This is a genomic window from Thermodesulfobacteriota bacterium, assembly GCA_031082315.1.
In the GTDB taxonomy this organism is placed as follows: Bacteria; Desulfobacterota; QYQD01; order QYQD01; family QYQD01; genus QYQD01.
In genome coordinates, this window is sequence record JAVHLC010000008.1 from 18667 (window position 1) to 43748 (window position 25082).

At 51.6% G+C, this 25082-nt stretch carries 28 protein-coding genes and 2 tRNA genes; 19 read left to right on the top strand and 11 right to left on the bottom strand.

Annotated features, from left to right (window positions below):
* The 3 genes from RDU59_08320 to tolQ are packed head-to-tail and all read right to left on the bottom strand — an operon-like array spanning position 1 to position 1992.
* Positions 1-822 (bottom strand): TonB family protein, encoded by an 822-nt coding sequence (locus tag RDU59_08320; protein MDQ7838484.1) that lies wholly within the window; start codon positions 820-822, stop codon positions 1-3.
* Positions 819-1232, bottom strand: a complete 414-nt coding sequence (gene tolR, locus RDU59_08325; GenBank protein ID MDQ7838485.1) for a protein TolR — start codon at positions 1230-1232, stop codon at positions 819-821. The genes RDU59_08320 and tolR overlap by 4 nt, the downstream gene beginning before the upstream one ends.
* Positions 1233-1236: 4 nt before the next feature.
* Positions 1237-1992 (bottom strand): protein TolQ, encoded by a 756-nt coding sequence (gene tolQ, locus RDU59_08330; protein MDQ7838486.1) that lies wholly within the window; start codon positions 1990-1992, stop codon positions 1237-1239.
* Between the two features lie 183 nt (positions 1993-2175).
* Here tolQ and RDU59_08335 point away from each other — a divergent pair, with 183 nt between their 5' ends.
* A complete protein-coding gene (locus tag RDU59_08335; GenBank protein ID MDQ7838487.1) occupies positions 2176-3477 on the top strand; it encodes an adenylosuccinate synthase in 1302 nt (433 codons plus the stop codon).
* Here the strand turns inward: RDU59_08335 and RDU59_08340 are convergent.
* Both RDU59_08340 and RDU59_08345 read right to left on the bottom strand, forming a co-directional pair.
* Positions 3450-4088: an endonuclease III domain-containing protein gene (locus RDU59_08340; GenBank protein ID MDQ7838488.1), complete on the bottom strand. Its 639-nt coding sequence runs from the start codon at positions 4086-4088 to the stop codon at positions 3450-3452. The two genes, RDU59_08335 and RDU59_08340, sit on opposite strands and share 28 nt — an antisense overlap.
* On the bottom strand, positions 4089-4427 hold the full coding sequence (locus RDU59_08345) for a hypothetical protein (GenBank protein MDQ7838489.1): 339 nt from the start codon (positions 4425-4427) through the stop codon (positions 4089-4091). It abuts the gene before it with no gap.
* A gap of 606 nt (positions 4428-5033) precedes the next feature.
* Between RDU59_08345 and RDU59_08350 the strand changes: the two genes are divergently transcribed.
* From RDU59_08350 to RDU59_08380, 7 genes are all read left to right on the top strand, one after another.
* Positions 5034-5109 (top strand) — tRNA-Arg (locus RDU59_08350).
* An 88-nt stretch (positions 5110-5197) separates the two neighbouring features.
* The gene (locus RDU59_08355) at positions 5198-6193 is read left to right on the top strand and encodes a methyltransferase (GenBank protein MDQ7838490.1); all 996 of its coding nucleotides are present in this window, start codon (positions 5198-5200) and stop codon (positions 6191-6193) included.
* Between the two features lie 287 nt (positions 6194-6480).
* Positions 6481-6681, top strand: coding sequence for a hypothetical protein (locus RDU59_08360; GenBank protein MDQ7838491.1), 201 nt, complete (start codon positions 6481-6483; stop codon positions 6679-6681).
* A complete protein-coding gene (locus RDU59_08365) occupies positions 6678-6932 on the top strand; it encodes a type II toxin-antitoxin system RelE/ParE family toxin (protein MDQ7838492.1) in 255 nt (84 codons plus the stop codon). The genes RDU59_08360 and RDU59_08365 overlap by 4 nt, the downstream gene beginning before the upstream one ends.
* A gap of 346 nt (positions 6933-7278) precedes the next feature.
* A complete protein-coding gene (locus RDU59_08370; GenBank protein ID MDQ7838493.1) occupies positions 7279-7503 on the top strand; it encodes a ribbon-helix-helix protein, CopG family in 225 nt (74 codons plus the stop codon).
* A gap of 1 nt (position 7504) precedes the next feature.
* On the top strand, positions 7505-7783 hold the full coding sequence (locus tag RDU59_08375; protein MDQ7838494.1) for a type II toxin-antitoxin system RelE/ParE family toxin: 279 nt from the start codon (positions 7505-7507) through the stop codon (positions 7781-7783).
* Positions 7784-7893: 110 nt separating this feature from the next.
* A complete protein-coding gene (locus RDU59_08380; protein ID MDQ7838495.1) occupies positions 7894-8379 on the top strand; it encodes a type I restriction enzyme HsdR N-terminal domain-containing protein in 486 nt (161 codons plus the stop codon).
* Between the two features lie 187 nt (positions 8380-8566).
* On the opposite strand, the gene RDU59_08385 is transcribed toward RDU59_08380, so the two are convergent.
* On the bottom strand, positions 8567-9520 hold the full coding sequence (locus RDU59_08385; protein ID MDQ7838496.1) for a bifunctional riboflavin kinase/FAD synthetase: 954 nt from the start codon (positions 9518-9520) through the stop codon (positions 8567-8569).
* A 90-nt stretch (positions 9521-9610) separates the two neighbouring features.
* Here RDU59_08385 and RDU59_08390 point away from each other — a divergent pair.
* The 11 genes from RDU59_08390 to RDU59_08440 all read left to right on the top strand — a co-directional run bounded on the left by RDU59_08390 (position 9611) and on the right by RDU59_08440 (position 17022).
* Positions 9611-9697 (top strand) — tRNA-Leu (locus RDU59_08390).
* A complete protein-coding gene (pheA, locus tag RDU59_08395; GenBank protein MDQ7838497.1) occupies positions 9654-10838 on the top strand; it encodes a prephenate dehydratase in 1185 nt (394 codons plus the stop codon). The genes RDU59_08390 and pheA overlap by 44 nt, the downstream gene beginning before the upstream one ends.
* Positions 10839-11012: 174 nt before the next feature.
* The gene (locus RDU59_08400) at positions 11013-11546 is read left to right on the top strand and encodes a hypothetical protein (GenBank protein MDQ7838498.1); all 534 of its coding nucleotides are present in this window, start codon (positions 11013-11015) and stop codon (positions 11544-11546) included.
* A gap of 5 nt (positions 11547-11551) precedes the next feature.
* Complete coding sequence (locus RDU59_08405; GenBank protein ID MDQ7838499.1) at positions 11552-11809, top strand: zinc ribbon domain-containing protein; 258 nt, start codon at positions 11552-11554, stop codon at positions 11807-11809.
* A gap of 50 nt (positions 11810-11859) precedes the next feature.
* Positions 11860-13098, top strand: a complete 1239-nt coding sequence (locus RDU59_08410) for an MFS transporter (protein MDQ7838500.1) — start codon at positions 11860-11862, stop codon at positions 13096-13098.
* A gap of 123 nt (positions 13099-13221) precedes the next feature.
* Entirely contained in the window at positions 13222-13941 is a 720-nt protein-coding gene (locus RDU59_08415) for an HAD-IA family hydrolase (GenBank protein MDQ7838501.1), read from the top strand.
* A gap of 486 nt (positions 13942-14427) precedes the next feature.
* Entirely contained in the window at positions 14428-14796 is a 369-nt protein-coding gene (locus RDU59_08420) for a hypothetical protein (GenBank protein MDQ7838502.1), read from the top strand.
* Positions 14797-15161: 365 nt separating this feature from the next.
* A complete protein-coding gene (locus tag RDU59_08425; protein MDQ7838503.1) occupies positions 15162-15470 on the top strand; it encodes a hypothetical protein in 309 nt (102 codons plus the stop codon).
* Between the two features lie 300 nt (positions 15471-15770).
* Complete coding sequence (locus tag RDU59_08430) at positions 15771-16133, top strand: helix-turn-helix domain-containing protein (protein ID MDQ7838504.1); 363 nt, start codon at positions 15771-15773, stop codon at positions 16131-16133.
* Between the two features lie 3 nt (positions 16134-16136).
* A complete protein-coding gene (locus RDU59_08435) occupies positions 16137-16769 on the top strand; it encodes an ImmA/IrrE family metallo-endopeptidase (protein MDQ7838505.1) in 633 nt (210 codons plus the stop codon).
* Positions 16770-16800: 31 nt separating this feature from the next.
* Complete coding sequence (locus RDU59_08440; GenBank protein ID MDQ7838506.1) at positions 16801-17022, top strand: DUF2188 domain-containing protein; 222 nt, start codon at positions 16801-16803, stop codon at positions 17020-17022.
* A 29-nt stretch (positions 17023-17051) separates the two neighbouring features.
* Here the strand turns inward: RDU59_08440 and RDU59_08445 are convergent, their stop codons facing one another.
* The 5 genes from RDU59_08445 to yihA form a co-directional block, all read right to left on the bottom strand.
* Positions 17052-19706 carry a site-specific DNA-methyltransferase gene (locus tag RDU59_08445; protein ID MDQ7838507.1) on the bottom strand — a complete coding sequence of 885 codons (2655 nt, stop codon included), beginning with the start codon at positions 19704-19706 and terminating at the stop codon, positions 17052-17054.
* 13 nt (positions 19707-19719) lie between these two features.
* Complete coding sequence (locus RDU59_08450; protein MDQ7838508.1) at positions 19720-20460, bottom strand: phage Gp37/Gp68 family protein; 741 nt, start codon at positions 20458-20460, stop codon at positions 19720-19722.
* Positions 20460-21296, bottom strand: a complete 837-nt coding sequence (locus RDU59_08455; protein ID MDQ7838509.1) for a three-Cys-motif partner protein TcmP — start codon at positions 21294-21296, stop codon at positions 20460-20462. The genes RDU59_08450 and RDU59_08455 overlap by 1 nt, the downstream gene beginning before the upstream one ends.
* Positions 21293-24277, bottom strand: coding sequence for a DEAD/DEAH box helicase family protein (locus RDU59_08460; GenBank protein ID MDQ7838510.1), 2985 nt, complete (start codon positions 24275-24277; stop codon positions 21293-21295). Before RDU59_08460 ends, RDU59_08455 begins: the two co-directional genes overlap by 4 nt.
* Positions 24278-24481: 204 nt before the next feature.
* Positions 24482-25081 carry a ribosome biogenesis GTP-binding protein YihA/YsxC gene (gene yihA, locus RDU59_08465; protein MDQ7838511.1) on the bottom strand — a complete coding sequence of 200 codons (600 nt, stop codon included), beginning with the start codon at positions 25079-25081 and terminating at the stop codon, positions 24482-24484.
* Position 25082 lies beyond the last annotated feature (1 nt).

The window sequence follows — 25082 nt, forward strand, 5'->3', positions numbered from 1 at the left end:
TTATCCCCGATCACTTGGACGAAACCGGATGCCTATCTCCAGAACCGATTCTCCTATCTCCGGCGGTAAAGGTGAAAACGGACTGGAGAGGCGCACTGCACGAATAGCAGAATTATCCACGTAGGTATTCCCGGAACTCTTCTCCAGCCAGACGCTTCCGATGCCCCCGTTCTTATAAATACGCACCACGACGATCGTCTCCAGATTTTTATATCTTAACAGATTTGGCGGAATCACCCAGTTGCTGCTTATTTTATCCCAAACCAGTCCCAGGTATATATTCAAAATGGATGACCCGGCCTGCTCACTGCCGCCGGCGACGGGCGTACGCGCCTCAATGGCCCCGCCCTCCCGGCCGATCTTTTCCCGAATACCGGCCAGCGCTTTTTTCATATCCGGAGAGCCCTGCTGCCCGGCCTGTTTTCTTAACCTGTCCAGGGCGGTTTTAAGATATTCTTCGCGTTGTTTCTCTTTTCTTTGCCCGCTTTCGCGTTGCAAGGCCAGGGACTTTATCTTTTCTTCATATTGTCGCGATAAATTCTCGTCAGTTAATATCTTTTTATTGACAACCTTTTTCCCCGCAGCCTCAATGCCTGTATCCTTGGCGTTCACGGATTTAGACGGAACGGGATACCTGGCCGGCAAGGGAGCGCCAACCAGGCGTACGCTGTAAACAGGCGTCAGATGGTAACGTCGCGGGAAAAGAGTTAGAGGAAGCACGGCCAGCAGGAAAATAAGGAGATGCAAGACCAGAGAGAAGATCAGCGGGTAAGTCCATTCCCTCGGCGAGGTTTTATCGTCACATATTGACCAGGGATTCATTTTTTTTCTTCTAAAGGCTCTGTCACCATACCCAGTTTTTCAATGCCCGCCGCCCTTATCTGGGCCATAATCTCCACCACGAGGCCATAGGGGACAGACCGGTCGGCCCTGAGCAGGACCTCGCGGCCTGTTGCCGTCTCCTTAAGATGCTGCATGTACTTCTTAATTTGAGGCTGCGGTATCCGGGCATTATTAACAAAGATATCTTTATGTCTATCGATGGTTATAACTATGTTTTCCTCTTTATTGTCTATGGCCCGGGCGGTAGTCTTCGGCAATTCCACGTCCATGCCCTGAATCATCATAGGCGCGGTTACCATAAAAATTATCAGGAGTACAAGCATTACATCTACAAAAGGGGTTACGTTAATTTCGGAAAGGAGTCTTTTGTCGTTACCGCCTAGCTCCATACTATTAATCCTCCTTTTTAGAGCCCTTGGCAGATCCGCTCCTGCCCGCCGGGCGGTGTATGTATTCCCTTTCTACAAGATTTGAAAAGTCATTGGCAAAACCTTGCATATCCGATTCTATCTTACGGATGATATTAACGTAATAGTTAAAGGCTATAACAGCCGGTATGGCTGCGGCCAGGCCGGCGGCCGTAGCAATCAGGGCTTCGGAGATTCCGGGGGCAACGGTAGCCAGATTGGCGGAGCCGCGCAATCCTATGCTGCGGAAGGCAGACATAATTCCCCATACCGTGCCGAACAGACCGATAAAAGGGGCCGTGCTGCCGGTAGTCGCCAGAAAAGAAAGAACCTTGCTGAGTCTGCTCACTTCATTACTGATAGCCTTATGAAGGGCGCGCTCTATGTTTTCCATGCAGGCTATGTTTCCCCCAGAGCCGATTTTTTTTATTTCCAGGTTCTTTACCTCAGGGTCACTGCCCGGCCTTCCAAATTTCAGTAACTCCCCATATCCGATACGAAAAACCTCGGCGATAGACGAATTTTTAAGATTCTTGGTATTAATATAGGCATCTGCCAGCGTGCGACTTTTCCAGAACGTTTCCAGAAAAGTATTTGATTCCTGCCTGGTGCGGCGCAGGAGGAGAAATTTTTTATAGACAATTGCCCAGGTAACAACGGACATGGCGCACAGCAACAACAAAATAAACTTTACCATCAGGCCGGCATCGCGGATTATCTGGATGATACTCCCATCAGGCATAGAGAATTACCCCTTTTAAAAACATTATACGTATTGACGGATATTAAACGTCTGTCATGAAAAAGTCAACCGCCTCCGGCCCGCATAAAGCCATAATTACAAATTGACATTTTCCCTTCTGTAAATTACAGTCCTAACCCGGTTTGCTTTAAATACTCTTCAGATCGGATATGGGGGATTTGCATGGCTAATGTTATTGTTGTCGGCACACAATGGGGAGACGAAGGCAAGGGGAAGATCGTCGATCTCCTCACCGAATATGCGGATATTATTGTGCGCTTTCAGGGGGGTAATAATGCCGGCCATACCATCGTAGTGGGAGACGAGAAATTTATTTTTCACCTTATCCCGTCGGGGATTCTTCATCCCCAAAAAAAGTGCCTTATCGGCAACGGCGTTGTGATTGATCCGGCCGTCCTCCTGGCCGAGCTGGATAGTTTGCATACCAAAGGACACCCGATCAAGCCGGGCCGCCTTTTAGTCAGCGAAACCGCTCATCTTATTATGCCTTATCACCGGGCTATCGATCAGGGCCGGGAAGGCCTTACCGGCGGCAAAAAGATAGGCACAACCGGCCGGGGTATAGGCCCCTGTTATGAAGACAAGATCGCCCGGCGCGGGATCAAGGTGGGGGACATCCTGCACGGCCCAAGTTTTCGGACTAAGCTCTCGGAGATTCTGAAAGAGAAGAATTTTTATATGGAGAAGTACCTCGGCCTTAGGTCCATGGATGTTGAAGACATATATAATGAATATATGACTTATGCCGGGAGGCTGGCCCCCTATGCGGCCAATGTTTCCATTATCCTGGACGAGGCGGTAAAGGCTAAAAAACATATCCTTTTTGAAGGGGCACAGGGGGCGCACCTGGATATTGACCACGGCACGTATCCCTTTGTCACTTCTTCCAACACCATAGCGGGCGGGGCCTGTTGCGGCGCCGGCATCGGGCCGACGCGCATCGATGCGGTTATCGGCATCTGCAAGGCATATACCACCCGCGTCGGAAGCGGCCCATTCCCTACTGAACTGGAGGATGCGACAGGAGACCGGATTCAGCAGAGGGGCGCGGAGTTTGGGGCTACTACCGGGCGAAAGCGGCGATGTGGCTGGCTGGATGCGGTGCTGGTCTCCGACTCGGTCCGGTTGAGCGGCCTGAGCGGCCTGGCTATTACCAAACTCGATGTCCTGACCGGTATCCCCGCGTTAAAGATAGCCACGCATTACCTGAGCGAGGGGCAACCCATAAGGTACCGTCCGTCACGCATCGACCTTATGGAAAACGTCCAGCCTGTGTATGAAGAGCTTAAGGGTTGGCCGGAAGAACTGACAGGAATCCGCCGTCTCGAAGATCTGCCTAAAGCCACTAAAGGTTACCTGAGCCGTATAGAAGAACTGACGGGGACCAGGATTATGATCGTCTCCTTGGGGCCCGGACGGGATGAAACGATTCTGCTTCATAACCCATTTAAGGGGCAGTCCTGACAGAGAGGGATATTCTTTTTGCAGTAAGTCTTGCCCATTTTTACAAAGAGGGCGTGAAATTCGTTGAAAAGGGCGGCGTCGGGGGGGAGGCGATCCATAAAAAAGGCCCGAATCTCCTCATAATCAGCATCTTCCGCTATTAACAGATGGCGGGACATCACCCTTTGGGTGTAGGCATCTACCACGAACGTGGGCTTGTGTCCGGCGTAAAGGAGTATGCTGTCAGCCGTTTCCGGGCCGATGCCTTTTATGGCCAGCAGTTTTTGTCTTAAGCTCTCCGTATCTTCTGCAAACATCTTTTCTGTGTCTGCCTCGTATTCCTCCACAAAAAAAGAGATGAGGTTTTTCAGGCGTCCGGCCTTGATGTTGTAATAGCCGGCAGACTGGATATACGAAGATAACAGCGATAGAGGGATTTCGTAGATAGCCCGGGGTGAGAGAATCCCTTCCTGCTTTAGACGGCCTATGGCCCGCTCGACATTTCCCCAATTGGTGTTTTGCGTCAGAACGGCGCCGACCATCACTTCAAAAGGGCCTTCGCCCGGCCACCAGTGCTGCGGGCCGAAGGCCGCAAACATCCTTCGGAAGATATCATCAAGTTTTTTATTCATTTATTCGGGGCGGATAAAGAAAAAATAGACGGCGACGGCTATTATAACAATAGACAGGCCGATAAAGGAAATAATATTTTTTAGAGGGACAGCGTCTTCGCCGCCGGTTGCGACATAACGTGAGGCATAATAGAAGACTCCGCTGCAAAAGACCAAGGCCAGAAATTTATACATTCGTTTGTACAGTGCATATGCCAAGACGATGACCGCCAGGCCGATAAGATAAGGATTATGGAATAGCGCCTGCCAGTCAATTTTGTCCAGAAAATCGGGCAATTGCTGAGGCCAGAGTTCTTTTAATGGTTGTAAAAATCCCCAGTCCATTTTGTTTATCTCCATTTGGCCGATCGCTTTTATACTTATCGACAGAGAGGAAGATTTTCATGACATGCCATAAAATGGGCTATGAATTTGTCCATCGGTGTAGCTTTATAATAAAATAGATGCTAAATTGTTTTCATCTGGAAACCACCGTTTCCGAATGAAAGCTCTCAGCGATCAGCTTTCAGCCGTCAGCAAAAAAATAAGACAAACAACATCTTAAGTTGATAGCTGACTACTGACCGCTCCAATCCAGAAAACCGGAGTTTTCGGATGGAAACTAAATACCCCCAGCCTCTTTTGTGAGAAGGAGGGAACATTGTTTTCCCTCTTTGGCAAAGAGCGGTCAGGGGAGATTTTATTAAAGTTGCGGGGTACATTATGAGATTCTTTTTGACGGTTCTGTTGATAATCTTTGTCTGGTTTGCCTTGAATAAGTGGATTCTACCCAGGTTTGGCATCAAGACCTGAATGAGCCAATCATGCCGTATTGAGGATCAATGCGATAAGAAAAAAACAGGCGGCTCTAACTGAATCCACATCTACCTGTTTGCCGGAACGGGGGTAATTTGTCTTTGACAAAACAGGGCAAAGAGGTTAAGAATACATCCCACCCGATAACTTGCGCCCATGGCTCAGCGGATAGAGCGACGGACTACGAATCCGTAGGTCGCAGGTTCGATTCCTGCTGGGCGCACCAATGAGAGAAAAAGGGGCTTGCATAATTTTGCAAGCCCCTTTTTAATTGGCTGGTTGATAGAGACCAAAAGACAGAAGGGGGGCCTGATATGGACAGGCCGGAATGGAATCCGGGCAAGCTGCTGGAAGTATCCGGAAGTTACTGGAAGACCTGTACCCTTCATGCCGCGGTCAAGCTCGGCGTGTTTACCGTGATAGGCGCTGAACGGCTTGGCGGCGGAGAAGTCGCCCGGAAGCTGAACGGGGATGAAAGAGGAGTAACCATGCTCCTCAATGCCCTTGTTGCCATGAATCTGCTGATAAGAGCAGATGATAAGTATTCTAACACGCCCGCCGGCCTGTCTTTTCTTTCCAAGACTTCTCCTGAGTATATCGGCCACATGATTATGCACCATCACCATCTGGTGGATTCCTGGTTTCAGTTGGACCAGGCCGTTAAGACCGGTAAGCCGGTGCGAAAAAGGGCGTCCTACAGTAATGAGGAATGGCGGGAGAGCTTCCTTATGGGTATGTTCAACTTAGCCATGAATCTGGCCCCCAGGCTGGTCACTGAGATAGATATCTCCGGCCGCAGGCACCTCCTTGATCTGGGCGGCGGGCCCGGGACCTATGCCATCCATTTTTGCCTCAACAATCCCCGGCTCAAGGCCACGGTTTATGACCTCCCTACTACCAGACCGTTTGCAGAAAAGACTATTGAAAGATTCGGCCTGAGCGACCGTATAGACTTTATGAACGGCGACTATCTGGAAGAAGGTGTCGAAGGGGTCTATGATGTGGCCTGGCTTTCTCATATTCTCCACGGGGAAGGGCCGGAAGACGCGGGGCGGACTATCCGGAAGGCTGTTTCCGTCCTGGAGCCGGGCGGCATGATTATCATTCACGATTTCATTTTAAACAATACTATGGACGGGCCGCTTTTCCCGGCGCTTTTTTCTCTAAACATGCTTCTGGGCACGGCCCGGGGGCAGTCTTATTCGGAAAAACAGATCATGGATATGCTGGCCGGGGCCGGTGTGAGGGAAATCCGGCGCACTGCTTTCCAGGGCCCGAACGATTCCGGGGTTATTACCGGGATAGTTTGAACAAGTATAGCCTGTCCGGGCTGAAGTGATGAGGCAGATGTCAATATATCACGTCCCGGCCGCTATGGATGAGCCGGCCTGATTTCAACGAACATCGATTTCAAGGTCAAAATGTGCCTATGAGCCTACTGTGGAAACCAGCCCAGCGCTCATGATTATCATTGAATTCTGGTTTCAGAAGCCGTAAGATTAATATGAGTGTGAAGTCGTAAGGATACTTATTAAGGGGATAAACGTCAAAAAGAAGTAATCATCCATATCAGAAGTCAGGAGATAGAGGTGACAATATGCGGACGGGTATAAAGATGGAGGTCAAGCCAGAAGAGGTTATTCAGGCCGTAAGGAGGATGAAAAAAGGGGAGAGGGATGCCTTTCTTGAAGATCTTCTGGCTGCTACATCTCCTGAATATCTGGAAAGTATCAAAGAGGCCAGAGCCGATTACAAGGCTGGACGGGTGAAGACTCATGCTGAGGTCTTTGGCGGGTGAAATACAGGCTCCTTTATACCAGCAGGGCGGTCAAAGATGTCGAGAGGCTCGAGACCCAAATTAGGCAGCGTATCGGTAAGACCCTTCTTCGATATGCAGAAGATCCTTTAAAATATGCGACAAACCTTACAGAATCCAGACTTGGTACGTATAGATTCAGGATCGGACATTATAGGGTCATCTTTGACCTTGATGATGACAAGATTGTAATCCTGAGGGTGGGCCACAGAAGGGATATCTATAAAAGATAAAAGGCTGGTAGCCATCTTATTATCCTGAGCAATAACTTACCTTGCGTCATCATCCGATTCTTCTCCCAAACCCTGCATTTCAATAAATCCATAATGAATTTGCCGTAATGAAACAAGATGTCATATCTTGTTTCACATCAGCAGGAGAAAGGCAGGAAATTACCCCTTCAGTTGTCCCCCCCGGAAAGCCCAAAATGAACCACTTTGGGGAATCTGTTTCACAATGACCAAGACGGACCTGGAGGGGCAGCCTTAATCCCGCGAGAGGTTCCCGTTTTTTCTTTGAAAAACATATTTAATCGGTGTATTATAAGTGAAACACCATTATTTACCGGAGGCGAAAATTATGCCCACAAAAAATCCAAGGATCAACGTCGCTCTCGAAAAGCCCCTTTATCATAACATTGAACGCCTGGCGAAGAGAGACGGCGTTTCATTATCCATGAAAGTGCGTGATTTGATAAAGGAGGCCCTGGAGATCGAGGAGGATATCGCTTTAGCGCATTTTGTACAAGCCAGGGAAGAGACCTTTGTAAAAGAGAAATCTCTGAAGCACGAGGAGGTCTGGTAGGTTGCTCTTTGAACTCCGATACCATCCTGACGTCAAAGAGATCGATATCCCCGCTCTGAAGGAAAGGTTAAGAAAACGCATTAAAAACGCCATAGAAGCCCGCCTTATGACTGCTCCCCATGAATACGGGGAGCCTTTAAGGAAAACTCTTAAAGGCTACTGGAAACTCAGGATAGGAGATTACAGGGTAGTCTTTAAAATAGTGAATAACGAAGTCTGGGTATTCGGAATCATCCACCGGAAAGAAGTTTATAAAAAGGTAGAAAGAAGGACGTCCTGATGCCGTTCAGGGGAGGGAGGAATCTGTTTTCTGTGGATTTTTAAGGGAAGGGCATGGATAATTGTAGCGGTAAGCCTTGTCAGGTCTCAAGTCTTGCGGGATAACGAGATATGATTCCTGAGGAAGCCAGAGATAACATCCGTGAGAAGGTAGAGAGGTTCCTGCGCGATGAGAAGGGTTACGCCCGGGACGACCTGGAATTGGGGCAGATCGTGGAGGTGGTTATCGGAGAGAAAAGGGTGGCGCCGGTCCTGGACATTGTGATTCGTCTCCGGGATAAGAGGCTTATAGCCATCAAATGTTCCCCCGGCTCTGTAGTCTCACGGGAGATGGAGGTATTATCTATGGCCAGGCTCCTGGACAGCTATCAGATACCGTTTTCTGTGGCGACCAATGGCGAGGAAGGTGAACTGCTGGATACGGTTACGGGAAAGGTGGTCGGCAAGGGGCTGGAGGCCATTCCTTCCAAGGCTCAGGCCCTGGAATGGCTGGAAAGGGTAGATTTTAAGCCGCTCCCGGAAAAGAAAGTGGAGCAGGCCAAACGGGTTCTCCTGGCCTCCGATCTCATCAAGTGCCCGGTAGTTTGTGAGTATTAATAGATTTTCCGTAACAATTCAGCGTTTCGAAAATACACGATAAAAAGTGCAAAGAAACATGTCAAATCAGGAAATCAGGAAAGTATTTTTGAGAAATTGATTTTCAGCAGTTCGGCTTTTGGTTGCTCTGTTCTTTCATGAGTTCGTGAGTTCCAGATTAATAGCCTTTTCTGAGTGTAGGACGGTTTTAACCACCTAATGTGTTACGCTTTTCTTGTTTTAAGATTTCGTTGGCCTTTTCTATGTCTTTTTTGATCTGGGCGATAAGCTCCTCAGGGTTGGCGAATTTTTTCTCATCCCGCAGGCGTTCCATCAGGTTCACTTCTATTTCCTGTCCGTAGATATCTTCCGAAAAGTCAAAGACGTGCACCTCAGCCGAGATATGCTCATCGCCAAAGGTAGGGTTATAACCGATGTTCATCACGCCGTCATGGGCCTTGCCCTTATAGATGACCTGGGTGGCATAGACACCCAGCCTGGGGCATAGTTCGTCTTCCGCCAGTTCGATATTGGCAGTGGGAAAACCAAGGACCGGCCCGCCCCTGCGTTTGCCCACCAGGACCTTGCCGGTCATCTGATACGGCCGGCCGAGAAGTCTCCGTACCTGCACCATATCGCCGGCAACAATCAACTCACGCACCTTGGTACTGCTTACGATGACATCATCGACGTAGAGGGGCTCGACCACGTTTACCGAGAAACCCAGTTGCCTGCCTTTTTCCCTGAGGAACTCGATATTACCCTGGCGATTCCGGCCAAAGGAGTAGTCATATCCAACCATGAGATTCTTTACGCCTATCTTTTTCCACAGAATATCATCTACAAACTCCTCTGCCGTGGTGTCGGCAAAATCGCGTGTAAATTTGATGCATATAAGCACGTCCACCCCGGCCTTTTCTATCAGTTCCAGCTTTTTGCTGCACTTAGAGATCAACTTTAGGCCGATCTGTGGCCGGAGGACGGCAAACGGATGCGGGTCAAAGGTGATTACCACGCTTTCCCCGCCCGTGGCCTCGGCCTGCTCTTTTACCTTCTTAAAGAGGAGTTGATGCCCCAGATGAACCCCGTCGAAATTGCCGATGGTGACCGCCGGATTGACAAAGCGGCGGGTTATGTTATCTATACCCCTGATTGCTTCCATATTTGCTTTCGCCTTCGCCTCGATAAGACTTGACAACAGGAGCTTTTAAATATAAATAAAGCACGTGTAAAAGGCAATCATTAATCCGGTGCCGAAGTGGCGGAACTGGTAGACGCGCTAGGTTCAGGGTCTAGTGGGTGTACGCCCGTCGGGGTTCGAGTCCCCGCTTCGGCACCATTTTTCATTCTCCGCCAGGGAAAGACCTATCAAGAAGCAAAAGACCATAGAGGATATCAGGGCAGAAATCGACAAGCTTGACTCCAGGATTGTCGATCTGCTTGGTAAAAGGGCCAGGCTCGCCTTTCAAATAGGTCGTTTAAAATTAAAAGAGTCTCTCAACTTCTACGACTCGAAGCGCGAGCAGGATATTTTAGAGCGGGTTACCGGGCTAAATAACGGCACGTTTCCGGAGAAGAGCCTGGTTTCCATCTTTCAAGAGATCTTTTTTGCCTGCCGTTCCGTTCAGCAAAAGGAAACGGTAGCTTATCTGGGGCCACGGGGCACTTTCAGTTATCTGGCGGCCTTGAAGTATTTCGGCAAAGAGCATCGTTTCCACCCCGCCATGTCCATTGAAGAAGTTTTTACAGAAGTGGCCAGAGACAGGTGCCAGTATGGTATCGTGCCTATTGAAAATTCGACCGAGGGCACGGTTAACCTGACATTGGATGCCCTGTATAAGTATGACCTGAGGATCTGCGGCGAGGTCTATCAGGAGGTTCAGCTTGATCTGGTCAACCAGTCCGGACAGATTGCCGATATAAAAGTTATATATTCGCATCCCCAGCCTTTGGCTCAATGCCGGCAGTGGTTGCGCGATAATATGCCGTCGATCCCTCTTAAGGAGGTTTCCAGCACGGCGGCGGCGGCCCAACAGGCGGCTGAAGATCGTGACGCGGCGGCCATCGCCCCGGATATAGCGGCCAGGCTGTACAAACTGCAGACAGCGGCCCGGCGGATTGAAGACTATGTGGGCAATACCACGCGCTTTGTGGTCCTTTCCAGGCAGAGTATGCCGCCGTCAGGCCGGGATAAGACCTCGGTCCTCTTTGGCGTGTCGGACCGGCCGGGCTCACTCGTGGAGATTTTACGCGTATTATCTGAACGCAATATAAATATGAGTAAGATAGAGTCCCGTCCCAAGAAGGGAGAACCATGGCAGTATCTCTTCTTTGTTGACCTGGGGGGCCACTATAGTGACGAACCGGTACAAAAGGCGATGGAAAAAATGTCCCGGGAATGTTCTTATTTCAAATGGCTGGGTTCTTATCCCAGAGGGCGTGACGCCGGAAAGATTGACAAGGGATCGATCAGTAGTTAATTTTTATCCGGAAGCCCAAAAATTCCGGATGAGCTGTCAGCGCTCAGCTATCAGCATTCAGCTTAATGTGTTGTTTGTCTTATCTTAGGTTTTTTCTGACGGCTGATGGCTGATTGCTGACAGCGTGAGGCCGGAAACAGTAGTTTCCGGATGAACACTAATTAATATAATTGCATGAAACCGGTCTATTTTAGTCAGAGCCATTTACATGTCGTGGATGAGGCCGTCAGCCTGGCTGAAGATATAGCCAGTGATTTTTTTAAGTTCTCCACCACGGACTGGAAGGCGGCCCCTTATGATGTCAGGACACGCAAGGACCTGGCAGAGGAAGAGATAGTTTCCGGTGTCTTCGCCCAGGTGATGCGGTACCGGCAGGACCCCTCCAGGTCTCCTTCCGGGATAGGGTGGTATGAGTATTACAAGATTTGTCTGCACGATCATGAGATACTCAATGCCCTGGATAGGGAGAAAGCGGTCGCCCTTTTCCCTTTAGTCCTCTATGTCGTCACCCACGAACTGGTGCATATCGCCCGTTTCAGGCGTTTCCTGCACAGTTTTTATGCCTCGGGAGAAGAGAAGGCGGGTGAAGAAAAGAGGGTGCATCAGATTACGTTTGATATTTTGAGAAAGGTACGTATATCCGGGCTGGAACCGGTTTTAAAATGTTATCAAAATCATTGTATAGCACACGATGTTAAGGAGGTGTGAACAGAGTGCCTATTTACGAGTATCAATGCCAATCCTGTGGTAAGGTCACCGAGGCCTGGCAGAAACTTTCCGATGCTTCCCTGGCTGTCTGCCCCCATTGCTCCGGCCGGCTAAAGAAGGTGATCTCCTGCAGCTCCTTCCATTTAAAGGGAAGCGGTTGGTATGCAACTGACTATGCCGGGCATAATGCCGGCAATGCAAGTCCCAAGGAAAATACATCTGATAAGCCTTCCTCAGACAAGCCCTCTCCGGCAAAGGAGTAGAAAGGCAACGGGGTTTGCCTTTCTACTCCCCGATCAATTTCGGATTTGAGATGCGGCTGCAAGACATCATAGGCATATCCGGCCGTAAACTGGCGGTAATCAGCCTCCTTTATTTTGCCGAGGGCGTCCCTTTCGGCCTTATCAATAACGCCCTCTCGGTCTATTTTCGTTCCAACCAAATGAGCCTGGAGAGTATCGGACTGCTCAGCCTGGTAGGCCTGGCCTGGAGTCTGAAGCTCCTGTGGGCCCCCCTGGTGGATCGTTTCGGAAAGAGACACTACTGGATGGTGCCCGCCCAGCTGACTATTGGTCTCGCTGTCCTGGCCCTCCGGCAGATTGACCCCGCTCAACCCGGCATCTTTCTGTGGGCGGTTATGGGGGTTATGGCCCTGGCCGCGTCCACGCAAGACATAGCCATAGATGCTTATACCATTGACATCCTGGAAGAAGGGGAACTGGGGGTCGCCAATGGTATCCGGAGCGGCGCCTATCGTGTTGCGCTTATCCTCTCCGGCGGCGGTGTCGTGGCCTTGAGCGCCTTTATCGGCTGGGATGGGGCGTTTATCGGCCTTTTCATAATTATGGCGGCGGTAGCGGCTTTAGTCTTTTTCTGGCCCGGTTGTCATCAGGAACGTGAAAGGGCGCGTCCGGACGGGCAGGCAGGGATAATCGATTCCTGGACCTCGCCCTTACGGGGTATCTTAAAAAGGCCAAATTTTTTCATGCTGGCGCTTTTTATCCTGCTCTTTAAGGTCGGAGACGCCATGATGGGGCCGATGATCAGCCCTTTCTGGGTGGACCGGGGGTTCACCCGGATAGAGATCGGACTTATTTCCGGGACCTTAGCGCCTATTGCCAGCATAGTTGGTGCGATTATGGGTGGGTGGCTGACTACCCTGTGGGGGATCGGCCGGGCCATCTGGGTGCTCGGGGCATTACAGGCCGTTTCCAACCTGGGGTATGCCTATGCGGCCCTGGCCACCGGCAGCAAGTTTGCCGTCTATGGGGCGTCACTGGTGGAGAGTTTTACCGGCGGGCTGGGCACGGCGGCCTTTCTGGCCTTCTTAATGAGGCTTTGCGACAAAAAATTCAGCGCCACCCATTACGCCTTTTTCAGCACCATATTCAGCTTCAGCCGGGTGATAGCCGGGGCATTGAGCGGTTTTGGCGCCGCGCACCTTGGTTATGCCCCGTTTTTTCTCCTGACCTTTTTTGCCGCCTGCCCGGCCTTTTTCCTGTTGCCCTGGGTCTTGCCGATGGTTCGGGAAAGAAAGACAGAGAAGGGCTAAAACAGGACAGGCCCTTCCGGTGGTCCGCCATGGCGGCAACTGACTTATCCGGGAGTGAAATGTGGGGCGGAATAACTGCGTGGTCAGGTTTTGGCAATACGATATGATGAAAAGGGATAACGTATGAAGGGCACGACTTATCCGGCGGAGGCCTGTATGGAATCTTTAGAAGGGCTGGTTTTGGAAAAGGGGCTGCTGGCAGGGAGGCGCATAAAGTATGTCCTCCTGGACATGGATGGGACGTTGCTGGATTTATATTTTGACGACTACTTCTGGGGGCATCTGGTGCCCGAGAAATATGCGGAAAGACATGGCATAACCTTTGGCCGGGCCGTGGATAAACTGATGAAGAGATACGGGCATCATAAGGGTACGCTCAACTGGGCGGACGTGGACTTCTGGTCGGAAGAGCTCGACCTGGACATCCCGGCGCTGAAAGAACAGATCAAGCATCTCATCGAGGTCCATCCCCATGTAGAGGTCTTTCTCAGGAAGCTAAAAGGCTGTGAGAAAAAGGTCTTTCTGGTTACCGATGCCCACTACAAGGTGCTGGATTTAAAGATGAAAAAGACCAGGTTGGGCGGATATTTTGATGCCTGCATCACCTCTTTTGAGATAGGATACCCCAAGGAAGATCTGAGATTCTGGTACCGGTTGTATGAAAAATTGGCCTTTGATAAGCAGGACACCCTGTTTATTGACGACACGGAACGGATACTTAAGACGGCCAAAGAATTCGGGATAGGATACGTAGTCTATAAGGCCGGGGCGAATTCAAGGAAAGAGCCCTCTGTATCAAGGCATTTCCCGGCGATAACCGATTTCAGGGAACTGCTGTGGTAAGAGCAATCCCTGCCGTATATCGATAAAATCCACGGCCCCTGGCCCGGCCTTATTCTTCCTGGATGGGACGTACCCCTATTTCCTACTTAGCCAGAGCTTTGCAGCTGAGTCTTTCCGCTATTTCTCCTCCGGCGAATCTACCGACAGTTATACCGTTGCCAGAGAGCAGAACCTGGCCAAAAAGAATGATTATCAATTGATCGGTTGAGTTATTGAACATGCATAGCGAGCGCATAGGATGCGATTTTACCTTACATACGGAGATTCCCCGCAGCTTGCTGCGGGGAGCTTCAATTATTGAAGGACGTCCACATTGCCCCCCACCGCATATATTTGGCAACGCAGGTATTTAAAGTTAACGGTCTATGGGAACTTATAGATTCAATAACTGATTATTGAAATGCAACTGATAATGCTGTACTGTGTAAAAACTCTTGACAAAACACTCGCAACTTGGTATATTCTTTGTCAAAAGGAGGTGATGATATGCCGTTTGAACGGTTTACTGAGATAAGAAAAAGGATAGATACTCCCAAAGCGGCTATCTGGTCACGTGGGCAAATCGCCTTCAACCAGAGTGCTGTAGAGGAGTACAATATAAATAACTACAAATATGTCGTTCTGTTTTATGATATAGATACCACAAGAGTTGGTTTTGTATTTACCAACGACGAAAAAAGCAAGGGGGCCATGAAATTGGTTATTAGAAAGGCTGCTGGAGCATCATTCTCTGCGCGTGCTTTTCTGAAGAATTATAAGATTGATTTTAAGGAAACGCAACGGTACGATCTAACGTATGATGAGCAGAGCAAACTGCATGTGATAGACCTGAAACAGAAGGGACGATCAGACTGATGGTCTTAGGCTTGTTTTTTGTGATGCTTGCAACAAAAACAAATTGAGCCGCAAGGTTGGTCAGAACCAAGCGGCTCAAAGGGGTGCGACGGCTCCGTCCGCCGGGCCATCGCAGACGAGGGACCCGATGCCGGGCCGCTGGTATGTGAACCCAATTACACATTATCAGCATTGGACCTCCTCGTCAACCCTTAAATTTGGCCGACGGAAGGGGGTTGTCTATTTTCTGATATGTTAGCTAGATACTGCGCAAGATAGGGCAGTGTAATGGAAACGGATTTAGGAGCGGTGACCCGGTAAGTGGCCCACCGATCATCGCATTAAATGTTAACCGATATTAATTAAACAAAAGAAAGGATAACATTATGAGCATACAAATTAGCAATTATACGTTTGAAGGGCCACATACATCAGAGAACAACTTAAAGGATGCGTCGGGCGTGTATATGATTCTCTGCCAAAGCAACGGGAAATACTATCCGGTCGATGTGGGTGAATCCGCGACGGTAAAATCGAGGGTCGAAAACCATGAAAGGCAGAATTGCTGGAAGAGGAACTGCTCCAGCACCCTGATGGTGGCCGTACTTTATACGCCTCCCCTGCAACAGGCAGGCAGGCGTGAAATCGAGCAGAAAATTCGGAATCAATTTAATTTTCCGTGTGGGAAAGAATAAAAAATAACCCGATAGGGCGCAGCGGGCTGACGCTCCTGCGCCCGATTTTTTGTACCTCTAAGCATCTTATGCATATATTGTCTGTATCAGAACCCGCCGCACAACCGAAAAGGTGCGGATCGGAAACTCTCTGCCTAAAGTTGCGCGCACTGCGATTCTGTCCCGACCCTATTTGCCTACTTTTTCTTAATAATTTTCTTGACTTTTTTATGCTGTGGTATTAATTTTACCACATGGTATAAATACAACCACACAATCTCCAACCTAACGAAGTTTATATCAAAAAAAAGGAGAAAAGATATGTTTGGAGAGTTTATTAAGGAATACAGGATTAATAAAGGCATCAGTCTTCGGGAATTTAGCAAACTTATTGAAGTTGATGCAAGTAACTGGAGCAAGGTCGAACGCGGCATACTCCCCCCTCCCCAAGATTTAGAAAAATTAAAACGAATAGGACTGATTCTTGAAATAGAGGTTGGTTCAGAACAATGGAAAGAAATGAAAGATATGGCCAATATTGATGCTGGTATTATTCCAGAGGATATTCGTTCAGATGAGAGAGTATTAAAATCACTATCTATGTTCTTCCGTACACTCAGAAGCGATAAACCTTCATCTGAGGAACTGGATAAGTTGATCGACATGGTCAAGAAGGAGGGTTAATATTTGGAACCTTCCGAGTTCAAGTGTAAATGGATTGATAAAAATGATCTCTGGAAAATTGCAGATGAGGTTAGAAGCAAATATTGGCCGGAAGGAATATTGCCGGTTGATACAGAAAAAATTGTTGAACTAAGATTGAAGCTGGATATTGAACCAAAACATAATCTTTTTTCCATAGTCGATATGGACGCATACTTAAAAATGGATTTGACAGGCATTGTCGTTGACCATGATTTCTACATGAACGAAAAGTTTGCTAATCGTATTCGTTTTTCATTTGCCCATGAACTTGGCCATTATTTCCTTCATAAAGACTACTATTCCAGAGCAGGCTTTGTTTCAGCCAAAGATTGGAAAAACTTTATCATTAATATACCTGAAAATGAATATCGCAACTTTGAATGGCAAGCGAATGAATTTGCAGGTAGGTTATTGGTACCCCATGCAGAACTTGTCGCAGAAGTGGAAAAAGTTTTTGGAATTATCAGAGTAAATAATCTTGCCGGGTTTCTAGAGAATGATTCTGATGCGGTTTTATCAAGAGTTTCTCCAACATTATGTAAAGCTTTTGGCGTTTCCACGGATGTCATAGAAAAAAGGGTAAAAAGGGAAGGATTATGGCCCCCGGAAGTGTAAAATCTTTTATGGGAAAAAGGAGGTGATATAAATGCCAAAAAATCAGCATGTCGTGCCCGTAGGAAATAAATGGGGAGTTAAAGGCGAAGGAAATTCTCGACTTACCAAGGTATCCAACACCCAGAGAGAAGCAATTGATGTAGGGAGAGAAATAGCAATTAACCAGCGAAGTGAGTTACTCATTCATGGTGGCAACGGAAGAATCAGGGAAAGGAATAGTTACGGAAACGATCCATTTCCTCCGAAAGGTTAATTTCCCGATAGAGAATTATTTGAGGTTTGTTAACCCACCTCAAACACCTTCAGCACCTCATCGCCATAGTGGTTAATGACCTTCACGGCGATCTTGCCTGTCTGCGGTTTCGCGAACGGCCGGCTTACTGTGCTGTAGAGACTGGTCCAAGCGGCTTCATCGATGTCCGCTCGCAGCGCGCGCTTGAGTTTGTCATAGGGTTCTTCGGCGCCGGTGAAGTAGGCGTGACGCACGAAGAAGCTCTCGCCGTTGTAGTCCGTGTCGATGAACCAGCAGGCTACGTCATCGCGCGAGTCGTGTAGAATCTTGCCCGTCTTCTCGTCGATCGCCCGTCCGCTGCGAATCTGCCCGGTAGTCGGGTCGTAAACATCCACGCCCTTGATCTCAGCGACGATCTGCCCGTCCTTCTGCTTCGTGATTTTCACGTCCGGTTCGCCGAAGACCATGAACAGGTTGCCCGCGCCGGTCTTCTTGAGCAGTTCGTCGCCCATCGCCAGGTCGGGGTTCATCTTGGTGGGCAGCACGGTCAGCTTGCCGTAGCGCTTCACCTCTTCGGCGACGTGCGGGTCGAAGGCGAAACCGCAGACAACGAGCATGTCGTAGCCCACGCCCTGCACCGCTGCCTTGGCGGCTTCCTTCACCTGCTGCGGGCCGACGGTGCCGTGCTCGGGGCCAATGGAGACGGCCACGCGCCGGGTCTTGCCGTCGGCCTCGGTGTATTCGCCCGCGGCGTGCAGCCAGGCTCCAGCGTAGGGGTCGAGCCGGTCGAAACTCAGCCGTTCTCCCTTGCGGGTGTTCTGCACGCCCGCCTTCTTGAGGTTGTCCAGGATCATGGTGGCGAAGTCCTGCTGCTTGCGGGCTTCCTGCTCGGTCACCGTGCCGTCCTGATTCTCGTCGGCGGTGGACAGCACGCGATGCGGCGACAGGCTCTCCACCGAGAACGGGCCGCACACCCGTACCCGCTTGTTGTCCTCGTAGGGCTGGTCGTAGAGCGTTTCCGTGTCGGCGTAGCGGGCGATGGCGGCGTCGATCTGCTGCCGCGTCATTCCTTCCTTGATGTCCGGGTTGTTGGCGATGGACTTAAGCGTGACGTGGGGCACGCGCTTGTAAACGAAGCCCTTCTTGATGTCGCCTTCCGTCTTGTAATCGGGGGGCCTCTTGCCGGTCAGTTCCGTTTCCTTATTGATCCCCTCGGGCGAGTCGGCCAGCAGGTAGTAGGGATACTTGGCGGACATGAGGCGGGTGCGCGCCAGGGCCAGGGCGACGCGGCTTGTGTCGCAGGTGATCCAGCGGCGTCCCCACTGCTCGGCGACGTAGGCGGTGGTGCCACTGCCGCAGGTCGGATCGAGCACCAAGTCGCCGGGGTCGGTGGTCATCAGGAGGCACCGCTCGATGACTTTCGTTGGCGTTTGAACGACATACACTAGTCCTTGCTGTGCCCCTGTGTCGTCCCACAAGTTTGACCGGACTTCGTAGGGCCAATCATCCCAAAAAACGATTCCAGAAACACGTTTCGTTTCAAGGTTCAGTCGGTTCGCCATCGCGAGTCTCAGCATTTGTTCGTCTGGGTCGTAAGTCCAATGTCGGCCTGCCGCGCACGGATATGACTCGCCTCCCCAATCAAAATCACGACTTCGTTCAGATGGATCTTGGCTAACGAGCGGCCAATCTACGCGTGCAAACCGCGCACCAGCTTTACATAGAGTTTCGATGTCTTCTTCTGACAGTTCCGATGTCGAGCGCCGGGTTCCATCTGGGAGTAGCAACGTTGTGAACTTCGATCCATCTCCCGGCGTCTTTCTACGTTCGTAGGTAAGGCGGACCTTCACCGATTCACGACTTTTGCACGCCCAGAGCAGGTAATCATTCACGGGATCGGTGGGCGTCGTGCCGCCCTTCTTTTTTACGATGAAGCTCACGACGAAGTTCTCACTCCCAAACACCTCATCCATCACACAGCGCACCAAGTGGACGTTCTCATCGCCAATCTGCACAAAGACGCTGCCCGTTTCGGTGAGCAGGTCGCGGGCCACGACCAGCCGGTCGCGCAGGTAGGCCAGATAGGAGTGGATGCCGAGTTTCCAGGTGTCGCGGAAGGCGCGTACCTGTTCGGGCTGGCGGGTGGCGTCCTCGGCCTTGCCGTCCTTCACATCGCGCTTGCGGGTGCTCACCTGCCAGTTGGAGCCGAACTTGATGCCGTAGGGCGGGTCGAGGTAGATGGTCTGCACCTTGCCCTTGAGCCCTTCCTTCTCGGCCAGTGAGGTCATCACCAACAGCGAATCGCCGAGAATGAGACGGTTGGACCAGTTCTGCTCGTGGTGGTAGAAGTCGACTTTCTTGTCGAAGTCGGCCGGCCCGCCGTTGAAGTCGGCGAAGAGGTTTATCTGCTTGTCGCCGGACCGTTCGATGCGCGGCAGCGCGTCGATGATGGCCTGGGGGTGAATCTTTTCCTGGATGTAGATCGGCACGACGGGGACGGCGAGGTTTTCGCGGTCCTGCTCGTCCTTGCCCTTCCAGACCAGTTGCGGATCGAGCGACGGATCGCGCGGGTAGAGCATGGTCTTGGGGGAGCGTTCTTCGTCGGCCACGAAGTCGCGCAGTTCCTCGGTAGGGATGTTCTTGCGTTTGTCCTTGTGGCGGATGGATTCGACTTTCGTCGGGGAGTGTTTTTTTGTTCTTGCCATATTCGTCGTCCTGTCAATAAGCGTGCGCTGCAGGCGTTAGCTGTCCCTGTTGTGGCATCTCATCCCATGTCCGTCCTTCTAGCTCCCGCCCCGTATTTTTCTTGCGGACGCCGCCCCATTGCTTGAAGAAAAAGGTAACGCCTGCTTCAAGGCACTGGTCACGGATCTCGATCACCCATGCCGGCTGCATCGGTCGCGCTTTCGGACCGGATTCGCCGCCAACGATAACCCAGTCAATGCCTTCGAGACGCAGATGGCGCAGTGGGCCAAGCAACGGTTCGAGAGATAGAAACTTGATTTTGGCCCCTGCCTGGCGCAGGTGCTCAATGCGATATGTGTACTTTTGGTTCTCAACGCTGACGCCCATCCAGATGTTGTCCGCCCAGGGCAAATGCGGACTGATGTCCAATAATCGATCCGATCGTTTGGTGAGGACTTGGAATTGATGCCAGAAAGCTCGGCGCATCACGTCAAACGCCCTGAAAATAAACACATCGGGAACATCCTCATGAAAAAGGTCACTCATGGAATTGACGAAAATGCGCTGCGGCCTTTTCCAATGCAGCGGCATTTCCAGCGCATCTTCGTGCAGGGTCAGCTCGAAACCGTTGACGTAATTGGGCTGACCCATTGCCTGCAAGCGCCGCGCCATGCGTTCGGCATAGCAGTGCTTGCACCCCGGGCTGATCTTGGTGCAGCCCGTCAGCGGATTCCAGGTTGATTCGGTCCACTCGATGGATGACTTAACTGCCATTACCTCATCCCTCTGGCGCGGTATTTGTCGAAGATATTTTTAACTATACGTGCTCCAGTCTGATTTTGGGAAGCGAAGAAAAGGTAGTACACAACCGCGCCTTTCTCGTTTCGCATCGGCATCGGGTTCGGAACGTACTTGAATCCAGCGACTTCCTGAAGGCGCTTCCGAAAAGCCTCCGCAACCGCCTCATTATCCGCCTTCTCCTCTATGTCGCCAAACAGTGTCGGTGTCATGCGGTATGCCGCTTCTCGCCAAGACCGATCTCCCCAGACTTTATCCATGCGCTCGATCTGACTGGCGGCTACTTTTTCTGAGTTACGCCAGAAGACGTTCATGTTCGCATCCATAATCATGAAGTTGTAAAAGATCTCAATCGATCTCATCTGGCCGGCCGTCTGGAGAATTTGCCAATCAACATTTAGCTTGTATGGGTCAAGGAGGCATAACGCTCTGCTGTAGTCCTCATACCGGCAACGGGGGAAGACCTGTTCAAGAAGACATTTATTGGCGTCTTCTTCGTAAACGAATACGTCCTCTCGGTCGCCAACCGACCTGCGAAGTTCCTCGGCCTTGCCGCCGTGCAGGTCGATCAGGTGAAACTCGTTAAAAGGAGGCGTAACAGCGAGCGCATTGAGAGGGCTGCCTGCGACAAACTCGCCGGTTCGCTTCGATACGTGTCGCCCAGCCCCAGCAAAAGCGTCTATATAGATGTGGTTCCTGATGATTGAACGCTGTTTATTCATAATCGTCGAGTAAGCACTTGCATACTTGCGAACAATGTCGAGTTTCACTTCCGACCAGTAGCCGATTTCATCGCGCTTGAAGGATTTCATGCTACCAACTCTCGAATGCGGCACGAGGCCCGAATCACGTTCTGCGCATCCCACGGGTCAGCAATTTCCACAAACGCCCAGCGCCCGAAACCACCGTGGTTATTGATGGCCGGCACCCACAGCGTGCGTGCCGTGGCGACCTTGGCGGCCTTGTCTTTTTTCTTCTCGCCGGTAACTTCGACGATCAGGTTCAAGAGGTCATCCGTTCCGTGGCCGTCATTGATGCAGGCGATGAAGTCGGGGATGTAGTTCTTTTCTTCGCCGTTCAGCGTGTAGGGGATGGTGAAGCTGAGGTTGTGGTTCTTGACGTAGCGGATGACCTCGGGCATGTTTTCGAGGGCTTCGGCCATCTTCTGCTCCCACGAGTCGGTATCGGCCACGACGTGGGAGATGTGGCATTTGTCGTCGCGGGTGGCGAAGACGGGCCGGGTGGTGTCGAAATCCACGTAACGGGTGGAGCCGAGGGTGTCATACGGGCGCAGGATGGGCTTGAGCGCGGCCGTGCCGTCGGTCGAGGCGACAATGGCCTTGTAGATGCGGTCGGCGGCGTCGTGCGCGAACTGGATCAAAAGCAGCAGTTGCGGGAAGGTGTTGTCTTTGAGCGTAACGCATTCGGCAAGCCAGCGTTTGGCGATGCCGAGTAGTTGCGGGAAGAGCCAGGGCTTGTCGTTGCCTTCGTCGTCGCGGAAGTATTTCTCCAGCGTCAGTTTGGCCAGCAGGAAGGCGACTTCGTTGGGGCGGTGGCGCTTGAGGTCATCGAGGGTATGGGTGCTGGATTCGCCGACGATGGGGTCGAGCTGCACCTTGGTCGGGATATCCGCGGTGGATAGTGCCAGGTGCGATTCGGCGGTGAAGGTCGCCGTGAGCCTTTCGCCAGCCACGTCGTAGCGGTAGCCGAGCAGGCGGGGAAAGTTGATCTCGCAGGCTATGCGGCTTTCGATGGCGCGGACGCGCGTGGGCAACGGGCCGGGCTTGGGTTCCTTGGTTGCGCCGCTGCACGGAATGAAGGAAAACGGCACGCCGTAGACCTCGGCGTATTCGGGGTCAAAATGGCCGCTCTTGTTGGCGGCGTAACTCATGCGGCGCAGGGCGCGGCCGACCACCTGCTCGCACAACAGTTGCGTGCCGAAGGCGCGCACGCCCAGGATGTGGGTGACGGTGTTGGCGTCCCACCCCTCGGTCAGCATCGAGACGCTGACCACGCACTTGACGTGTTCGCCGAGTTTGCCGGCCTTGCCGACGGTGTTCATCACTTCGCGGAGCAGGTCTTCGTCGGTGAGGTTCTCGGCATCGCGGCCGGGGAAGCGGGCGCGGTACTCGGCTTTGAACTCGTCGATCTCGCGGGCGGCGATCTTCTTGAAGTCGGCACTCATTGCCTCGCCGGATTCGAGTTGCCGGCTGTCTACCAGAATGGTGTTCGGGCTGTCCAGCCAGGCGCCGTTGCCATCGTCGTTGCGGAAGATGGACAGTTGCCCGGCCTGAACGATGGCCTGCTCGCCAATCTGTTTTTCCCATCCGACAATAAAATCGAAGACTAATTTGGAGACGTTGCAGTTGTTGCAGACGACGATGAAGACGGGCGGAGTAATGCCGCGGGCACGCGCCTCGGCGTTCTGCTCCCAGAGGCGGTAATATTTTTCGTAGTTGCCATAGAGGCTGTGCAGCGCGCCTTGCAGTTCGACGGGGAGCTTCGGTTCGCCGCCCACCGCATCGATTTTGCGTCCTTTTCTGGGCAGGTGTTCGCGGATGCGCAGCCACAGATCGCGGTAGGTGGGCTGATCGCCGGTCATCGAGTCATCGGCGACGGGCACGCGAGGCACCTTGACGATACCGGCCTCGATAGAGTCGATTAGTGAGAAGTCGGAAACCACCCACGGAAAGAGCGTGCCTTCGGGGTAGCCCGAACCGCGCAGGAAGAAAGGCGTGGCCGAAAGATCGTAGATGGCCTTCACACCGATCTTGGCCTTCACGGCCTCAATGCCGGAAATCCAGACGCGGGCCTCTTCGTCGCGTTGCTTGGCTTCGAGGCGATCATCGCCAGTGAGCTTTTCATCCTCGACGTCCGGTTTGCGGCGGTAGCAGTGATGCGCCTCGTCATTCAGGACGATGATGTTCTTCTTGTTGCCCAGTTCGCGGCAGACGCGCCGGACCATCTGGTCGGGGGTTTCGGTGAACGGGCTAGGCTGCCCATCGGCGAGAATCGACTTCGTGATCTTGCCGGCGGCGACCTTCTCGCGTAGCCCAAAGGCGTGGAAGTTGGTGATGAGGATTTTGGCCTGCCCGAGTTGGTCCTTTAGCTGGGCCGGAACGACGTCGCGCTGGCGGTAGTAGTTATCGGGGTCATTCGGCAGTAGCACGCGCAGCCGGTCGCGGATGGTGATGCCGGGCGTGACGATCAGGAAGGCATCGGAGAAGCGGGCATCCTGCGGATTGGCGCGCTTGTTGAGCGTGTGCCAGGCAATGAGCATGGCCATGACCACGGTCTTGCCGGATCCGGTGGCCATCTTGAAGGCCGTGCGCGGCAGGCCGGGGTTCAATGTGTCGTTCGCCTCGCGAATCGCGTTCTCTATCCAAGTATCGCCGTATTTCTTTGCCACCTCGGTGATGTAGATGGCGGTTTCGAGGGCTTCGTTCTGGCAGAAGAAGAGTTTCTTCTCGCGGTTGGGATCGGTCCAGTAGGCAATCAATCGCGCGGTGGTGGACGTCACGCCGAGGTAGCCACCCTTGCGCCACATGGCGACGCGGCGACGGATGTCGTTGACGAGCTTGTTCTCTTCGATGCGGTCTTGCGTCCACTCGGTCTCAAAGAGCGACTTCTGCCTGCCCTTCTTCTTGGGACGGGCGATCGGCACGAAGTAGGAGCTGATCCGGCGGCCATCCACGACCTCGTTTGTGATTCCCTCGTCAGTAAACCTGAAGTAGCGGGTGGGCTCGTTGAAGGGCGAGTTGATGATCGGGTTCTCGATGACGACCTGGCTCATACGGTCACGTTCCTTACTTGCGCTTTCATTGTTCCCTCAATCCTATTGTTTGATTTTATATCAGGAATTGATCGATATTCCAAGATGAAATAGTATGGGTAGGGAGGATTTCAAGACAGCTTGGCCAAAGAAAACATCAGGATTGGCATCTTTATTGGTAGGAGGCCAGGTCTGGTTTGGTCTTGAATTCTATGCGTTCAGCGTTCAGACGCTTAGCGGCACCGGAGATAGAAGCTCATCCAATCTCTCCCAGGTAGCCTCTTTTCCTGCCCCGGTTAATGAGGAGAAGGGGATCATATCTTCAGCTTTTACAGATAATAATTGCCCGATGCGGGAGATTTGTTCCCGCTTTTTATTGCCGGAGAGCTTGTCGGCCTTGGATAGGACGATGAGATAGGGGATGCGGTGCGATTCAAACCAGGAAAGCAGAGAGAGGTCTTCCTCATTGGGCAGCCTCCGGATATCGAAGATGACTACCACTGCCTTCAGAGTTGCCCTTTCCGTAAGATACCCCTCGATTAAGCCCCTCCAATTTTTCCTTACAGAGATAGGTACCTGGGCGTAGCCATAACCGGGTAAGTCAACAAAATAAAAGGCGTTGTTCAGAAGATAAAAGTTGATGGATTGTGTGCGGCCGGGGTCCTTGCTGGTCTGGGCCAGTTTTTTCCGGCCTACCAGGGTGTTTATAAATGAGGATTTGCCGACGTTAGACCGTCCCGCGAAGGCCACCTCAGGGCGGTCCGCGTCCGGTAGCTGGGGTAACTTATAGACACTTTTCAGAAAATCAACAGAATGGACATGCATA

Excerpts from the sequence above, each read along its gene's own strand:
- RDU59_08320 (MDQ7838484.1), bottom strand. The coding sequence starts at position 822 with ATGAATCCCTGGTCAATATGTGACGATAAAACCTCGCCGAGGGAATGG.
- tolR (MDQ7838485.1), bottom strand. The coding sequence starts at position 1,232 with ATGGAGCTAGGCGGTAACGACAAAAGACTCCTTTCCGAAATTAACGTA.
- tolQ (MDQ7838486.1), bottom strand. The coding sequence starts at position 1,992 with ATGCCTGATGGGAGTATCATCCAGATAATCCGCGATGCCGGCCTGATG.
- RDU59_08335 (MDQ7838487.1), top strand. The coding sequence starts at position 2,176 with ATGGCTAATGTTATTGTTGTCGGCACACAATGGGGAGACGAAGGCAAG.
- RDU59_08340 (MDQ7838488.1), bottom strand. The coding sequence starts at position 4,088 with ATGAATAAAAAACTTGATGATATCTTCCGAAGGATGTTTGCGGCCTTC.
- RDU59_08345 (MDQ7838489.1), bottom strand. The coding sequence starts at position 4,427 with ATGGAGATAAACAAAATGGACTGGGGATTTTTACAACCATTAAAAGAA.
- RDU59_08355 (MDQ7838490.1), top strand. The coding sequence starts at position 5,198 with ATGGACAGGCCGGAATGGAATCCGGGCAAGCTGCTGGAAGTATCCGGA.
- RDU59_08360 (MDQ7838491.1), top strand. The coding sequence starts at position 6,481 with ATGCGGACGGGTATAAAGATGGAGGTCAAGCCAGAAGAGGTTATTCAG.
- RDU59_08370 (MDQ7838493.1), top strand. The coding sequence starts at position 7,279 with ATGCCCACAAAAAATCCAAGGATCAACGTCGCTCTCGAAAAGCCCCTT.
- RDU59_08380 (MDQ7838495.1), top strand. The coding sequence starts at position 7,894 with ATGATTCCTGAGGAAGCCAGAGATAACATCCGTGAGAAGGTAGAGAGG.
- RDU59_08385 (MDQ7838496.1), bottom strand. The coding sequence starts at position 9,520 with ATGGAAGCAATCAGGGGTATAGATAACATAACCCGCCGCTTTGTCAAT.
- RDU59_08400 (MDQ7838498.1), top strand. The coding sequence starts at position 11,013 with ATGAAACCGGTCTATTTTAGTCAGAGCCATTTACATGTCGTGGATGAG.
- RDU59_08410 (MDQ7838500.1), top strand. The coding sequence starts at position 11,860 with ATGCGGCTGCAAGACATCATAGGCATATCCGGCCGTAAACTGGCGGTA.
- RDU59_08415 (MDQ7838501.1), top strand. The coding sequence starts at position 13,222 with ATGAAGGGCACGACTTATCCGGCGGAGGCCTGTATGGAATCTTTAGAA.
- RDU59_08420 (MDQ7838502.1), top strand. The coding sequence starts at position 14,428 with ATGCCGTTTGAACGGTTTACTGAGATAAGAAAAAGGATAGATACTCCC.
- RDU59_08425 (MDQ7838503.1), top strand. The coding sequence starts at position 15,162 with ATGAGCATACAAATTAGCAATTATACGTTTGAAGGGCCACATACATCA.
- RDU59_08430 (MDQ7838504.1), top strand. The coding sequence starts at position 15,771 with ATGTTTGGAGAGTTTATTAAGGAATACAGGATTAATAAAGGCATCAGT.
- RDU59_08440 (MDQ7838506.1), top strand. The coding sequence starts at position 16,801 with ATGCCAAAAAATCAGCATGTCGTGCCCGTAGGAAATAAATGGGGAGTT.
- RDU59_08445 (MDQ7838507.1), bottom strand. The coding sequence starts at position 19,706 with ATGGCAAGAACAAAAAAACACTCCCCGACGAAAGTCGAATCCATCCGC.
- RDU59_08450 (MDQ7838508.1), bottom strand. The coding sequence starts at position 20,460 with ATGGCAGTTAAGTCATCCATCGAGTGGACCGAATCAACCTGGAATCCG.
- RDU59_08455 (MDQ7838509.1), bottom strand. The coding sequence starts at position 21,296 with ATGAAATCCTTCAAGCGCGATGAAATCGGCTACTGGTCGGAAGTGAAA.
- RDU59_08460 (MDQ7838510.1), bottom strand. The coding sequence starts at position 24,277 with ATGAGCCAGGTCGTCATCGAGAACCCGATCATCAACTCGCCCTTCAAC.
- yihA (MDQ7838511.1), bottom strand. The coding sequence starts at position 25,081 with ATGCATGTCCATTCTGTTGATTTTCTGAAAAGTGTCTATAAGTTACCC.